The organism is Phytoactinopolyspora alkaliphila (assembly GCF_010550695.1).
Lineage (GTDB): Bacteria > Actinomycetota > Actinomycetes > Jiangellales > Jiangellaceae > Phytoactinopolyspora > Phytoactinopolyspora alkaliphila.
Genome location: NZ_JAAGOB010000014.1, coordinates 124,040 through 137,722, shown reverse-complemented (window position 1 = coordinate 137,722; position 13,683 = coordinate 124,040). Strand labels below are relative to the sequence as shown.

Below are 13,683 nucleotides of genomic sequence, written 5' to 3'. Positions count from 1 at the left end.
GAGAGGACTTTCAGATGCGGTACTTGGTTTCCGTGATCGATGACAAGAGCAATCCCGGCAGCACGGATAGGCAGCCTGCCATCAGCGCGTTCAACGAACGCCTGATCGCCGAAGGCCACTGGGTCTTCGCGGGCGGACTCGCGGACACCGACGCCGCCACGGTGATCGACAACCGGGGCGAACAAGCGATGTTCAGCGATGGGCCTTTCGTGGAGTCGAAGGAGTATCTCGCCGGCATCTGGGTGTGGGAGGCCCCCGATCTGGATGTGGCGCTCGAACTCGCAACCGAGGCGTCGAAGGTCTGCGATCGAAAGATCGAAGTGCGGCCATTCCAGTGAACGACGTCGAGCAGGCGATCACCCGGGCCCACCGCGAGGAGTGGGCCTGGGTAGTCGCCACCCTCACCAGGCGGTTCGGTGACCTTGACATCGCCGAGGATGCGGCAGCGGACGCGTTCGCGGCGGCCCTCGAACGGTGGCCGGCCGACGGCGTACCCCCAAACCCCGGCGCCTGGCTGACCACCACCGCCAACCGCAAGGCCATCGACCGAATCCGGCGCGAGAGCAAACGCGACGACAAGTACAAGGAGGCCCAGATGGTGTACGGCGACCACCCGCCCGAGCCTCTTGGCGCCATCGATGACGACCGGCTCCGGCTGATGTTCACCTGCTGCCACCCGGCGCTCGCGATGGAGTCCCGCGTGGCACTGACACTCCGCATGGTCGGCGGTCTGAGCATGCCCGAGATCGCCCGCGCCTTCCTGGTGCAGGAAACCACCATGGGGCAGCGGATCACCCGAGCGAAGGCCAAGATCAAGGCGGCTCGCATCCCCTATCGGGTACCGTCCACCGGAGACCTCCCGGCTCGTGTTTCCGGCGTACTCGCCGTCCTCTACCTCGTCTTCAACGAGGGCTACCTGGCGAGCGGACCCGACACCGATCCCGTCCGTGACGACCTGACCACCGAGGCGATCCGGCTCACCCGCCTGCTCCGCGCCCTCATGCCGGAAGACGGTGAGGTGGCCGGCCTACTGGCACTGATGCTCCTCACCGAAGCCCGCCACACTGCCCGGGTTTCGGCGAGCGGCGAACTCGTCCCTCTCGACGAGCAGGACCGCGGGGCCTGGGACGCGACGCTGATCGCCGAGGGCCACCGGCTGGTACGCGAGCGCCTCGCCGCTGCCGCTGCCGGAGCGGCTCCGGGCCGCTACCAGATCCTCGCCGCGATCAGCGCCGTGCACACCTCCGTCCGCGACATACGCGATACCGACTGGTCCCAGGTCGTCGCCCTCTACGACCAGCTCAGCCGACTCGACGCCTCGCCAATTGTCGCCATGAACCGAGCCATCGCCGTCGCCGAGCTGGACGGCCCGGACGTGGCACTGGCAGCCATTGACCGACTCGAGGACAAACTCGCCGACTATCACGCCTACCACGCCACCCGCGCCGACCTGCTACGCCGGCTAGGCCGCAGTTCCGAGTCCCGTGCTGCCTACGACAAAGCCATCGGACTAGTCGGCAACACCGCCGAGACCGCCTACCTGAATCGCCGCCGCGACCAGCTGCAGTAGTGCCTTCGGTCCTGAACCCGTGGGGGTGCGGCGGTGAGTTTCGCTGCCGGGCCGAGTCGGTAGCAGTGAGAACCACAACCGACGTCAACCGGGAGGAACAGATGAGCAAGGTCGTGGCGCAAATGACGGTGTCGCTCGATGGCTACTTCACTGGCCCCAACGACGGTCCCGGGCGAGGCCTCGGGGACGGGGGCGAGCGGCTCCACTACTGGGTCTTCGGCGGCCCCTGGTCCTACGCCCAGGAACCGAAAGGCGAAGCGACGGGCGTGGACAAGCAGCTCCTCGAAGAGTCTTCGGCACGCATCGGTGCCGTTGTCGGCGGGCGCTGGACGTACGAGTCAGCGGGCGCGTGGGGCGGAAGGAACCCCTGGCCCGTCCCCTTCTACATCCTCACGCACCGGCCGGAGGACGAGCCGAGCGGTGGCGGATTCCAGTTCGTGAACGGTCTCGATGCCGCCCTCGCTCAGGCGAAAGAGGCCGCTGGCCAGAAGGACGTCGGGATCATGGGTGGAGACGTAATCCGGCAGGTCCTCGCCTCGGGCCGGCTGGACGAGCTCGGCGTGTCGGTTGCCCCGGTGATTCTCGGCGGGGGCAAGCGGCTCTTCGACGGAGTCAGCCCCGACGTCGTGCTTGAACAGATCGACACCGTGCAGTCGCCTTGGGTGACTCACCTGCGCTACCGCGTACTCAACCGGTAGCGGAAGCACCCGCAGCATGCGGGCCCTCAGGCGTGAGGGCTTCATGAGACCCCGAAACCTGCCGCCGCTCAGTCGAACTCGGCTGGCGCTCAATCCCCATGCCAGACACGTGTCAGCCGATCTGCTCGAACAGGGACACGACGATCCCCTCAGGTCCGCGGACGTAGGCCATGCGGACAGTGCCTTCGTATTCGCCGATACCACCGACGAGCCCGTACCCGTCGGCAGCCACAGCGTCGACTGCCGCCTGCAAGTCGCCGACCTCGAAGGACACGTTACGCAAACCCAGCTCGTTGGCCATCGCCGCGGGTGATCCAGGCACATGGTCCGGCGTGACAAAGCTTGAGAGCTCCAGCCGGGTTCCACCGCCTGGTGACTTAAGCATCACGATCTCGCAGTGCGCGCCAGGGATGCCGCAGACCGTCTCCACGAACTCGCCCTGTACAGACCCGGTGCCCTCGATCTCCAGACCCAGGCCGACGAAGAACGCCGTCACCGACTCCAAGTCCGCGACAGTGCTGCCGACATGGTCAAACCGCTGCACGTGTGTCATGTGATCCATCCGCCGCTGTGATCTGGCAGGTTCGACACTGGGGCGCGGCCCCCGCCGGACTGTTCCGACGGGGGCGTGCCGTGCGTGTGTCGCGCCATCAGACCGCCGGCGGGGAGAAGACGCCGAAATGGTTGCCGGACGGGTCGCGCAGGTGAGCGAGCTTCGGGGCGCCGGGGCCAGGGTCGAGCTGCTTGCTGATGACGGATCCGCCGAGCTGTTCGGCGTCGGCACATGTGGCCTCCACGTCCGCGACGAGGATGTAGAACACGGCGTGGTCGGGCATCTGACCGCCGGTGCCGAAGATGCCGCCCATCGGGGCGTCGGCGCCGGAGGCCTTGATGTTGCGGTAGTCCATGCCGCCGGATGCCGCGGGGTCCTCGGGCTCAAACGTCCAGTCGAAAAGGCTGCCGTAGAACTTCTCGGCGGCGTCGGCGTCGCTGGTGGCGACCTCGAACCAGGCCAGGGTGCCGGGCGCGGGTTGAGTCATGATGTCTCCTCTGTTGGTTGCGGATCGCTCGCCAGGGTGGCGGGCTGCGACCACTGTCACGGACGCTGGCGACAGCCCTATGTCGGTGTTTGGAAGAGATCTTTGGGACGCAGTGCGGACGCCGGCAGCGTCGTCTCGTGGCCGTCGACGTTCGTCTCCGGGACGACCCGCTGCGGGCGAGGTGCAGACGCGTCCACTCAGCCTGGATGATGCGATCCATGCGAAACACTCGATCGTCTCTGCGTAGATGGCACCAGGCGGTCAGGTAGGTGCCGTAGGGCCCGACGACGACGCGCTGCGGCTCGACTTCACGCTCGGTTTCGATGCCGCCGACGTCCAAGTAGCGGATGCGCAGCACGTGGTTGTCGCGCACGGCCCGCCAGATGGTCTCGGCGATCTCGGCATTTGGATCGGGCGCGTCCTGCACGAGCAGCCGCACCTTCTCCGCGATGGTGCGTGCGTCCTCGACGGCCCGTTCAGGCATCGCGGCCATGATCTTCTGCAAGGCGCTGCGGGCGTCGCGCTTGAACAGCACAAGCTCGCTACGGCTCAACGCCACGGCAACCGCCGCGGCCTCACCCGACGTGAAGTTGAGCGGCGGCAGGCTGATCGAGCGGTCGAGCGTGTAGCCGCCGCCTCGTCCCTGTTTTGTGGCAATCGGAGCGCCAGCCTGTCCTAATGCGCTCAGGTCGCGCTCGATCGTGCGGATGCTCACCTCGAAGTGCTCCGCCAGCTGCCGGGCAGTGCGGCCCCTTCGCCCTGCGGCCCTCAGCTCCTCGACCAGGGCGTACAGGCGGTCGATACGGTTCATACTCGGAGCGTAAGGGTGGGCGGGGACAGTCTGAGATCCGTTGGCGAGGTTGTCCTGATCGGCAGCGTGCCGTTCGTCAGGTCGGGCACATCCTGCGCGGCGCACCAAGGCAGAGCTTGGCAACTGCGTGGAACCGCACGGCGGCGAAGGCAGGCCACCTCGTCGTCGGTGACCGCGCCGAACTCGCTGACTCGGTGGAGGACGCTGTGGCGGCCGGCTCGCTGGTGGTCGTCTGCGTCACCGACTACGAGGCCGTGCGTACCTTCGCGGATCGATCGGCGACGACCTGGACGGCAAGGTCTGGTGAACTTGACCACGGGCACGTCGCAGGACGCGCAGGAGACCGCCGAGTGGGTGGTGGAGCAGGCGGCGCCTACCTCGCTGGCGCGATCATGGCCATCCCTCATCCGGCGTGAACGCCTCGACGTTCGAGTCGTTCGCCCGTTAGAACATCGCGACCGCGGCCGGGATGCTGTCAGGCTTCGCTCAGCAGATCGACGAAGGTTCGTAACGGGCCCTCGATGCAACGATCGACTCCCACGCGGCCGCGATGTACCTCCTTGTCCAGGAGAGCGAGACGCTCGCGGTCAACGTCGAGCTGCCGGAGTTCATCAAGACACTGGCCGACCGCGCCATCGCCGGGGGACACGGCGGCGACGGCTACGCCGCGATGATCGAACTGTTCCGCAAGCCCTCCGCGGTGACGGCATGACGGCCGCTCGGTGGGCCCGCGCTCATTGCTCACCGGAGTACGACCCTGGTGCATATCCACAGCGTCCTTCGCGGCGGTATGACGCACCCAACGTCTGCGGTCAACGGATGTCGGTGCCGGTGACCGACGCGCCTGGCGGAACGAACGGATCAGGACCGAGGACTTGAACGGCAGGGTCGAACCGGCTACCTCAAGGGTTGTCCGGTGACCTCGCCGCCCCATGCGCTCGCCGCATAGGATCCCGTCGTGAAGGACTCGATGCACCACTGGCTGCCCGATCACCAGCTCGGTGTGGCCGCGACCCTGTCGCACGCGGATGAGCTGGTCGGCCAAGTCGCCGACGTGCTCTTCGCCTACCAGACGCGGCCCGATGGAACCTTCGAGCTCGAGGAGCAGCTCGCCTTCCCCAACACGCGGACCGTCGTGACGCACGTGGCCCCGATGCCGCGGAAGGTCCCGCTGCTCGTCGCCGATGCTCTGGTCGCGCTCCGAGCGGCGCTCGAGCACGCTCTGTTCGCGGAGGTCGAGTTCCGCGACGGAACCTTAAACGAGAAGGCCGCGCGCACGGTCGAGATCCCTGCGTCCCGCAGGGCCGAGGATTTCGAGTCCTGGGCGCAGGGCCGCGTGAAGAACGGCCCTGCCTCGTTGCATCCCGGCAGCGACCTGGTGAAGCGGATCGAAGGGCTGCAGCCCTTCAACCGGAAGGACGCCCAGAACCACCCGTTGGCTCGCCTGGTGCTCCACACGAACCATGCGAAGCACCGGACTCCAGCGGTCACGGCGATCCGCATCGCCGCCATGTACAACGAGGACTTGATGCCTCGCTCGCTCCGCAGCCTCCCGCCGCGACCCGAGGTGCCGCTGCGGGTGGGGGATGTCATCGCGGAGACCCCGTTCGGCACGCGGGTGCCGGTCGCGATCTTCCCGACGGTCGGCATCAACCGGCCCGGCACGGACCGGTGGCCGGTGCTCATGCATGAGCTCGAGGAGATCTCCCATTGGGTCCGCACCCAGGCGGTGCCACGCCTCGTCACCGGCATGGAGCCGCCCATGCCCGAGCTGCCGACGCGCTACGACATCGCCGTCGGGCACGTCGACGAGCGCCGCGCGATCTCGGCGGGGTCGACCATGTCAGCAGCCGACCGACACAAGCAGCGCCTGCGCGCGGCGTCGGTCCGGATCGACATGGTCGACACCCTCGGCCAGATGGACGGCTCCCCCAGCGCCGAACAGATCGCGGCGTGGCTGGACCACCTGACCGACGAGGAGGTGCTCGAGCGGATGTCGCGGCTGAAGCCGACCTACACCTACAACCCCGACTTCGCGCTGCGCAACTTCGAGGTTCTGAAGGAAATGCGCGACGAGGCCGTAGCGTTCGGAGCGGACGGGGCAGCAGGCGACTGAGCGGCGAACTCCCCGCTTGCGGCTGTCCCATGATGCCGCGGAACCGGAGAGCATCCGCAGGTAGTCGAGCATGGGCATGTGCGAGTTGCCGCAGTCATTTCGCTCGTGCTAGGGCTGCAGCTCGGTCCAACGCACGCGGTCGCGCATGAGAATTCGGAGTACCGGGAGTGTTTGAAGGTCCGTTGGGTCAGGGCAAGAGCGCCAAGCCAGACGCCACTGCGACTCCAAGCGCCCAGCCGGTCTCAATGAGCGAACTGCACGCGGTGTTGCGGTTGTTAGTTTCCATAGGCGTCTCCTTTGCCTTGCGCTTGCTGGTTTCTGCTGAACGGTTCAGAACGAATTTCAGAGATGCGAACCTGACGAGAGCGAGAACCAGGAGGACGCCCAGAGCCAGCAGGACTCCCGGAATCGAACCGAGAACTGCCGCCCCTGACCTGACCCAACGGACGCAATCCATTGTAGTGGAGGCCGCCGACAGAAACGCGCGGAGATCGCGGCGAAGTGGCGCTCGCCGGCGGACGGTGCAGAGGTCGTTGACCCGTGCCGAAGGACTTTGGGGCGAGGTCACTCTGCACAATCCGCGGAGACCGGGCCGTGAGCACGGGCAACCGCTGAGGCATCCGGCTTTTGCAACTAGTCGTTCGAGTCGTCACCGATTAACAAATAGGGTTCCATTCCACGCCCAATCGGTGAACCACTCGGGCGGCTGAAGGCTCCACGACGTTGCGTCCCAGGTATGCAGGACATGTCGACACTTTGCGGTCGGCGACCGTCCGGAATTGGTGCAAGGCTGAGGACATGGCTACCTCCACCAGTTTCTCGGTCACGTGGAGCCAGGCGCTGGCCTGGCGGTTGGAGCGACACTTGCTCGACCCGGTCGGCTCCGAGCCGGTGGCCGAGGTCGTGCGCCGGCTCGGCGCGGTGCTGTCGATGGACGAATCTCTCGCCAAGCTCGCCGTGCGGACCCGGAGCACGGCATCGCAGCCTGGGGACCTTGAGAACGCGCTGGCGGACGGTACGGTGATCAAGGCGTTCGCGTTCCGCGGGGCGGTGCATTACCTCTCGCCCGAGGACGGCGGCATTTACCTCGCGCTGCGATCGGCGGGGCGGCAGTGGGAGCTGCCGAGCTGGGTGGAGTACTACCGGCTCACTCCGTCGGACTGGCCGGACTTCCGGGCGGCCGTGCGCGAGGCGCTGAGCAACGGACCGCTGACCCTTCCTGAACTGGGTGACGCGCTGACGAGGCACCGCGCGTACCGGCACCTGAAACAGGTCTTCGACGAGGGCGCGGCCACGCTGATCAAGCCGCTCACCTGGCAAGGCGACATGAGTATCGGACCACGCCGCGACGGACAGCACACTCTCCAGCGTCTTGACCACAACCAGAGGTGGATGGGCATACCCGATCTCGACGACGCAGGTCCTCGGGCCATCATGGCGTACCTGCGCACCTATGGACCGGCGACCTTCAACCACATCCACTACTGGCTCGGCGAAGGTCTGAGTGCCGGCCGCAAACGTCTGGCCCGGTGGTGGTCCGAGGCCCACGACCAGCTAGTCCCAGTCGACGTCGAGGGCACCACCGCGTACGTCGTCGGTGAGGACGTCGACTCCCTCGGTGCGGCGCGCCCATCGCAAGCAGTGCGGTTGCTTCCCGGTCACGATCAGTGGGTCATGGGACCCGGCACCAAGGACGTCCACGTCACCCCGGCGTCGCGACGGACCCCTGTCACCCGTAAGGCCAACGTGGTGATCGTCGGCGGTGTCGTGTGCGGTACATGGACGCGCAAGGGCGACGAGGTCAACGTCGTCTGGCTCGACGAGCAGCCTGGACCCGAGGAGGCCATCAAGCAGGAGGTCGAGCGGCTGGCCGGCATCTTCGACACGGCATAGCGACAAACTTCATGGTCATCTCCGATCTCGAACTGGTAGGGCACCGGAACCGACGCCGCCCAGGCTTCCACCGACCGATTGCGTCCCCCGGACTCTCAGCGCGGACACTACGTTCGTGCCCGACCGCGTAGCTGCAAACCAAGCGTCGCCCTTGTCCGATGTTCGGACGGACCTGTCTTAACGCCGCATAGAGAATGGCTCGTGCGGGTGCGACCAGCCCGCTCGTCGGACTTCAAATCCTGGTACACATTCGCAGCGTCCACTCCCGGCGAAGTGACGCACTTTCGCGGCGGACAAGGGCCTCGTGAGGGCCTCGTAAAAGGAACAGCGGGTACGGGTCCGTGCGATGCCGAGAGGCGGGCCGAAGGACAAGGCGAAGCCGATTCGGCAGGCGAGCTCGAACGGCAAAGAGCGCGATCGCGAAAGCTCTCGTGCCCGGCGCGTCAGCCAGGATCCTCAGGCCCAGCGCCAGATCGGCGTCGCACCCGAGGACGAAGACCACATTCAGCGCGGGGTCGGCCGATGAGTTCCCGCGTCCAGAACGGTCTACATGGGCATGAGCCAATATCTGCTGTCCGTTCCGCACAACTCCGACGAGGAGCCGACCATGGAAACCATGGACCCGGCCGAGCTCGAGGCGGCCATGGCTGCCACCAGTGCGATCATCGAAGAACTTACGTCAACCGGCGCCTTCGTCTTCGCTGGCGGGCTGATGCCACCCTCAAGCGCGATCACCGTCGACAACACCGGCGAGTCGCTGAGCACTGTCAACGGCCCCTTTGTCGAGGCTCCCGAGTACCTTGGGGGCTTCTGGGTGATCGATGTCGCTGACGAGCAGGCCGCCCTTGATTGGGCCGCGCGCGCTTCGAAGGCCCTCGGCGGCCGGATCGAGGTCAGGGCCTTCCAGGTGCCGCCAGGCGACTGAATTCACTTGTCAAGAGAGACTCGAGCTGGCCCTGTTCGGCTCACCCGCTTGTCGGCGACGCCTGCGTTCATCACGCACCACAAGCGGGGGTGACGCGTGTCAGCAGGCTGGCACCCAAGGGAGCCGGAATAACACAGTTGGATGGTGGTCGGCGAGGACAGGTCAGGGCGTTACACCGATCTACTACCCCACCGCGCCGCGTGTGTGGTCTCAGGCTGTCGATCGGTATCCGTTCAACCGCGACGGCTCTCGTGTGGCGTCCTTGGTCACGGGTTGGCCGTCAAGCCGTGCGAGCCAACCAGCAAGCCGGCGGCCAGCAGCGAACCGATGCCGTCGATCTCGGCTCCGTCGGCATGGGCAAATCCCATCAGGTGCGAGCGATGAGTTCTGAGACCTGGCGGAGTCATGATGAGTAGGCCATGCCCGAGAATGGAGGACCGATGACAGAACCGATCACCCGCACCGTCCGGGTACCTGGAGCCGTGCTGACCTACGACATCCGCGAAGCCGAGACGCCCAGCGAGCACCGGCCGCTGTTCATCTTCGGCTCGCCGATGGGGGCGTCTGGCTTCGAGCAGCTGGCGAGCCACTTCGGTGACCGAACGGTCATCACATACGACCCACGGGGCATGGAACGCAGCACGCGGGAACTCGACAGCGAGCTCACCGCTGAGGTGCACGCCGACGACTACCACCGGGTCATTGAGGCAGCGCAACTGGGCCCGGTGGATGCCTTCGCGTCGAGCGGCGGCGCGATGTGCGCCCTACACTGGGTCGTCGCCCATCCCGAGGACGTCCGCACCCTCGTCGCCCACGAGCCGCCGTTGGTGGCTCTGCTAGAGGACCGCGAAACGGCGATCAAGGTGAACGCCGACATCGTCGACACCTACCAGCGCAAGGGATACGGACCGGCGATGGCGAAGTTCATCCAGCTGGTGATGCACCAGGGTCCGCTGCCCGACAACTACTTGGACCAGCCGGCCCCCAACCCGGCGCAGTTCGGGCTGCCAACCGAGGATGACGGCTCTCGCGACGACCTGCTTCTCAGCGGGAACCTCGCCATGCCGCCGTTCGTGCCCGACGCGAACGCCTTGGGTGCCTCGCCTGTGCGCGTCATCCCGGCGATCGGCGCCCTCGGCGAGGGCGGACTGGCCCGCCGCGGCGGCGAGGCGCTGGCCGAACTGTTGGGCGTCGAGCCGGTGATCTTCCCCGGAGATCACGGCGGCTTCGCCGCCAACGAGTGGTCCCCGAACAACGACCCGGCCGCGTTCGCCGCGAAGCTGCGGGAGCTGCTCGACGAGTAGGACTCCTACGTCCAGGGCAAGCCTTCGATCCCGGGCGCGGATCAGTCCGCCCTGCAGACTCGGTCCAGTTGCTCGGCGGAATGCTCGCTTCGCGGCTTCGTCTTGGCCCGACGTCGCGGTGGCGTGGTGCCAGTACGGCACGCCCGAGGAGCTACCGAACATTTACCACCGCAAGGAGTACGAGGCGAGCGTCGACCGGCTGCCTGACCACCGAATCACCTGCTTCTTCGTGGACAGGAGGTATCGGCGCGAAGGAGTGTCAGCGGTCGCCCTTCGTGGCGCTCTGAATCTGATCGCACACGCGGGCGGTGGGATCGTGGAGGCATACCCGCAGGACACTCAGGGCAAGAAGGTCTCAGCGTCCTTCCTGTACAACGGCACCCGAACCCTCTTCGAGCAGGCCGGCTTCGACTACATCCGACCCAAGGGCCGAACCACTGCGTGATGAGCACGACGGTCTCGCAGGGTTAGCAGCCGATCACGACAAGGGGGCAGGCGGCGCAACGCGGCGCGGCTTCAGAGCGGGATCCACTGCCGCCCGCCGGGCCACGTCACGGCACCGGACGAAGCTCACGTCCCCGCGCTCCAGTCCGTACTCGATCAGCTGCCGCAGCGCCATCATCCGTGACGGGCGCCCGGTGAGGAACGGGTGGCAGGTCAGGTTGAACAGGCACCGGTAGTGCCGCATGGCGTCCAGCTCCGTACGCCACATCTCCAGCACCTTGACCGGCGACTCGATCACCGAGCCGACATGGGGATCCGGCAGGAACGCGTACTGCTCCCAGTCGTCGAGCGACCAGTGCACGGGCAGCTCCACCACGGTCCCCGCGTCGGATGAGATCAGATAGGGCCGGTCGTCGCCCATCAGCGACGAGTCATACAGCAGGCCATGCTCTGCCACCAGGTCCGTCGTCGCCCATGTCGCCTCCCAGCCCGCGGCCCGGTGCCCGGAGATCTCGATGCCCTGCGCGGAGAACACCTCCAGGGCCCGCTCGAAATCCGCGCGCTCCTTCCCCGCCGCCATCGATGTCGGCAGGCGGTGACTGTAGGAATGGTGCGCCACTTCGTGCCCGCGCTCCACGATCCCGGCTGCCAGGCCGGGCCGCTGCTCGGCGACCCAGCCAGGCACAAAGAACGTCGCGGGGAGCCCCAGCTCGTCCAGCAGGTCGAGGATCCTGGGTACGCCGACGTCGGGCCCGTACGCCTGGTGCGACATCGTCGACGCATGCTCGGCGTAGCGGGCTCCGTGTGCCAGTACGGGCGTTTCGGCGTCGACGTCGAAGGTCAGCGTCGCCACAGCGGCCGCGCCACCGTTCCAGGAATCGCTCACACTGCCTCCACCGTGCTCGCACGCCAATGCTCCGCATTCTCCAACGTCGCCATCGGCTCGAGCATGGCCCGGTCGAACGGGTCGAGCCGGTGCCCCGTGGACAGCCGGTGCGGCAGGTCAGGGTTGGCCAGGGCTCCCCGCGCCACCGACACGAGGTCGGCGTGCTCCTCGACGAGGACGGCGGCGGCTTGGCCGACGTCGTGCATACCGCCGTTGGCGATCACCGGCAGCCCGGAGACCTTGCGGGCCACCGCCGTGATCGTCTCGCCGCTGCCGAATCGCGCGGTCTCGATCCAGTCCCGCCCTTCGCTGGCCACGTGCAGGTAGTCCGCGCCGGTTGCCGCCAACGCGCCGAAGATGATCTCGGCGTCCTGGGCGCCACCCGGCCACCGGTACCCGAAGTCGTTCACCTTGGTCTGCGACAGCCGGACTCCCACCAGGAACGACGCCGGTACGGCAGCGACGATCGCGGCGACCACCTCGGCCGTCAGCCGCACACGGTTGGCCACGGAGCCACCGTAGCTGTCGGTGCGCCGGTTGGTGTAGGGGGTGAGGAACTGGTCGAGCAGGTATCCGTTGGCCGCGTGGATCTCGATGCCGTCGAATCCGGCCGCCCGGGCGTTGCGTGTCGCGGCGACGAATCCGTCGACGACGACGCCCAGATCAACCTCGGTCATCGCCCGTGGTGGTGCCCACGGGCCGCTTCCGCCGTACTCGGGCATCTTCTCGCCCAGTGGCGGGATCGCCGAGGGGCCTGCGGTCTCCGCCGAGTGCTCGTTGCCCTGCGACAACGCCCCGGCGTGCATGAGCTGGGCCACGATCCGAGAGCCTGCCTCGTGGACCCGGGCGGTCACCGGCCGCCACCCGGCGACGTGGTCCGAGGTCACCAGACCGGGCTGGTTCGTGTACCCCTGGCTGTACCGGGCGTCGGTGTAGGTGCCTTCGGTGAGGACAAGGCCGAAGCCTCCGATGGCGAACCGCTCGTAGTAGTCGGCCATCCGAGCTGTAGGGACGCCGGCCCGGCTGGCGGAGACCCTGGTCATCGGCGCCACGGCCAGCCGGTTGGCCAGTGCCAGTCCGCCGATGGTGATCGGTGCGAGTGCGGGGTGCTCGGGTGTGGTCATCGTGGGTCAAGTTCTCCTGGTTCGGATAATCGGTCGGGTCGTCAATGACGGGTCGTCCCATGATCATCAACGGTTGATCGGGTGATCACACGGTCAACCATTGATGATCATGGAGTGGGCGCGGACAGCACCTCGATGCCGAGCGGCTTGGGGACTCCGCCGTTGATATCGACCAGGTCCTGGGGGCAGGCAGACACCACCAGCAGGCAATCCAGCTCGCTACGGAAAGTCACGCTGTCACCGGGTCGGGTCGACGCCGGCATCCAGGCCAGGTTCCCGGCATCGGACACCGGGATGTCCATGAAGACGTTGACCGGCTGCGGGACGGTCTCAATGTCGACTCCCACGCTCGCCAGCGCCTCCTGCAGATTCTGCGCGCACGACGCGTGCCAGCCCTTGACTCCGAGCGCCCGGTAGCGGGCGGGATCGCATGCCGGGATGAGCATGTCGTGCCGTCCTGGTGAGTCGTCCGCCACCAGGGCGAGGATGGCCCTGCGCTGATTGGTGACGAACTGCTCGCCCGGTTCCGGAAACAGCTTGCTGAGGTGTCCGCGTGTGTGGGCGGCGCTGAGGTACTCGGACGGGTCGTGGCGGTTGAAGGCGAACACGTCGCCCACCTGGCCACCCTCCACATCCACGATCCGGGCGCTCTCGCCGGCGGCCAGCTCCACCACGCGGGCCTGCCGGGCCGGCACCTCGATCTGGTTGATCAGTGCGTTCGACGTCATGGACCCAGCAGACCGGATGGCGCCGCGCCGAGGCCATGTCGATATCTCCAGCAAGGGCCCATTGGTGATGGACGTTCACACACCCGCACCCAGGCAGCCGCCTCTGCGCTAGTCAAACCATCGATTGGTCCGTCACGCTCGCCG

The 13,683-nt window shown here is 67.1% G+C and carries 16 protein-coding genes; 10 read left to right on the top strand and 6 right to left on the bottom strand.

Translation table 11 applies throughout. The features are described 5' to 3' along the window. Window positions 1-14 precede the first annotated feature (14 nt). From G1H11_RS21700 to G1H11_RS21690, 3 genes are all read left to right on the top strand, one after another. On the top strand, window positions 15-338 hold the full coding sequence (locus G1H11_RS21700; RefSeq protein ID WP_163820704.1) for a YciI family protein: 324 nt from the start codon (window positions 15-17) through the stop codon (window positions 336-338). After that, window positions 335-1,570 carry a DUF6596 domain-containing protein gene (locus G1H11_RS21695; RefSeq protein WP_163820703.1) on the top strand — a complete coding sequence of 412 codons (1,236 nt, stop codon included), beginning with the start codon at window positions 335-337 and terminating at the stop codon, window positions 1,568-1,570. The genes G1H11_RS21700 and G1H11_RS21695 overlap by 4 nt, the downstream gene beginning before the upstream one ends. Before the next feature lie 65 nt (window positions 1,571-1,635). Next, window positions 1,636-2,268 carry a dihydrofolate reductase family protein gene (locus tag G1H11_RS21690; protein ID WP_216844011.1) on the top strand — a complete coding sequence of 211 codons (633 nt, stop codon included), beginning with the start codon at window positions 1,636-1,638 and terminating at the stop codon, window positions 2,266-2,268. 112 nt (window positions 2,269-2,380) lie between these two features. On the opposite strand, the gene G1H11_RS21685 is transcribed toward G1H11_RS21690, so the two are convergent. From G1H11_RS21685 to G1H11_RS21675, 3 genes are all read right to left on the bottom strand, one after another. Further along, window positions 2,381-2,821: a VOC family protein gene (locus G1H11_RS21685; RefSeq protein ID WP_163820702.1), complete on the bottom strand. Its 441-nt coding sequence runs from the start codon at window positions 2,819-2,821 to the stop codon at window positions 2,381-2,383. Between the two features lie 97 nt (window positions 2,822-2,918). After that, window positions 2,919-3,308, bottom strand: coding sequence for a VOC family protein (locus G1H11_RS21680; protein WP_163820701.1), 390 nt, complete (start codon window positions 3,306-3,308; stop codon window positions 2,919-2,921). Then, window positions 3,205-4,119 carry a helix-turn-helix transcriptional regulator gene (locus G1H11_RS21675; protein ID WP_163820700.1) on the bottom strand — a complete coding sequence of 305 codons (915 nt, stop codon included), beginning with the start codon at window positions 4,117-4,119 and terminating at the stop codon, window positions 3,205-3,207. Before G1H11_RS21675 ends, G1H11_RS21680 begins: the two co-directional genes overlap by 104 nt. A gap of 116 nt (window positions 4,120-4,235) precedes the next feature. Between G1H11_RS21675 and G1H11_RS21670 the strand changes: the two genes are divergently transcribed. From G1H11_RS21670 to G1H11_RS21640, 7 genes are all read left to right on the top strand, one after another. Next, window positions 4,236-4,535: a hypothetical protein gene (locus tag G1H11_RS21670; protein ID WP_163820699.1), complete on the top strand. Its 300-nt coding sequence runs from the start codon at window positions 4,236-4,238 to the stop codon at window positions 4,533-4,535. 113 nt (window positions 4,536-4,648) lie between these two features. Next, window positions 4,649-4,831, top strand: a complete 183-nt coding sequence (locus G1H11_RS21665; protein ID WP_343074902.1) for an imine reductase family protein — start codon at window positions 4,649-4,651, stop codon at window positions 4,829-4,831. A 246-nt stretch (window positions 4,832-5,077) separates the two neighbouring features. Continuing rightward, the gene (locus G1H11_RS21660) at window positions 5,078-6,235 is read left to right on the top strand and encodes a hypothetical protein (RefSeq protein ID WP_216844010.1); all 1,158 of its coding nucleotides are present in this window, start codon (window positions 5,078-5,080) and stop codon (window positions 6,233-6,235) included. Window positions 6,236-7,033: 798 nt separating this feature from the next. Further along, window positions 7,034-8,128: a DNA glycosylase AlkZ-like family protein gene (locus G1H11_RS21655; RefSeq protein WP_163820697.1), complete on the top strand. Its 1,095-nt coding sequence runs from the start codon at window positions 7,034-7,036 to the stop codon at window positions 8,126-8,128. Window positions 8,129-8,684: 556 nt separating this feature from the next. Then, window positions 8,685-9,053, top strand: coding sequence for a YciI family protein (locus G1H11_RS21650; RefSeq protein ID WP_163820696.1), 369 nt, complete (start codon window positions 8,685-8,687; stop codon window positions 9,051-9,053). 440 nt (window positions 9,054-9,493) lie between these two features. Then, window positions 9,494-10,357 carry an alpha/beta fold hydrolase gene (locus tag G1H11_RS21645; RefSeq protein ID WP_163820695.1) on the top strand — a complete coding sequence of 288 codons (864 nt, stop codon included), beginning with the start codon at window positions 9,494-9,496 and terminating at the stop codon, window positions 10,355-10,357. Window positions 10,358-10,475: 118 nt separating this feature from the next. Further along, window positions 10,476-10,802 carry a hypothetical protein gene (locus G1H11_RS21640; protein WP_163820694.1) on the top strand — a complete coding sequence of 109 codons (327 nt, stop codon included), beginning with the start codon at window positions 10,476-10,478 and terminating at the stop codon, window positions 10,800-10,802. A gap of 33 nt (window positions 10,803-10,835) precedes the next feature. Here the strand turns inward: G1H11_RS21640 and G1H11_RS21635 are convergent, their stop codons facing one another. The 3 genes from G1H11_RS21635 to G1H11_RS21625 form a co-directional block, all read right to left on the bottom strand. Next, on the bottom strand, window positions 10,836-11,687 hold the full coding sequence (locus tag G1H11_RS21635; RefSeq protein WP_163820693.1) for a polysaccharide deacetylase family protein: 852 nt from the start codon (window positions 11,685-11,687) through the stop codon (window positions 10,836-10,838). Next, on the bottom strand, window positions 11,684-12,811 hold the full coding sequence (locus tag G1H11_RS21630; RefSeq protein ID WP_163820692.1) for an oxidoreductase: 1,128 nt from the start codon (window positions 12,809-12,811) through the stop codon (window positions 11,684-11,686). Before G1H11_RS21630 ends, G1H11_RS21635 begins: the two co-directional genes overlap by 4 nt. 107 nt (window positions 12,812-12,918) lie before the next feature. Next, on the bottom strand, window positions 12,919-13,539 hold the full coding sequence (locus G1H11_RS21625; RefSeq protein WP_163820691.1) for a DUF1989 domain-containing protein: 621 nt from the start codon (window positions 13,537-13,539) through the stop codon (window positions 12,919-12,921). Window positions 13,540-13,683: the final 144 nt, after the last annotated feature.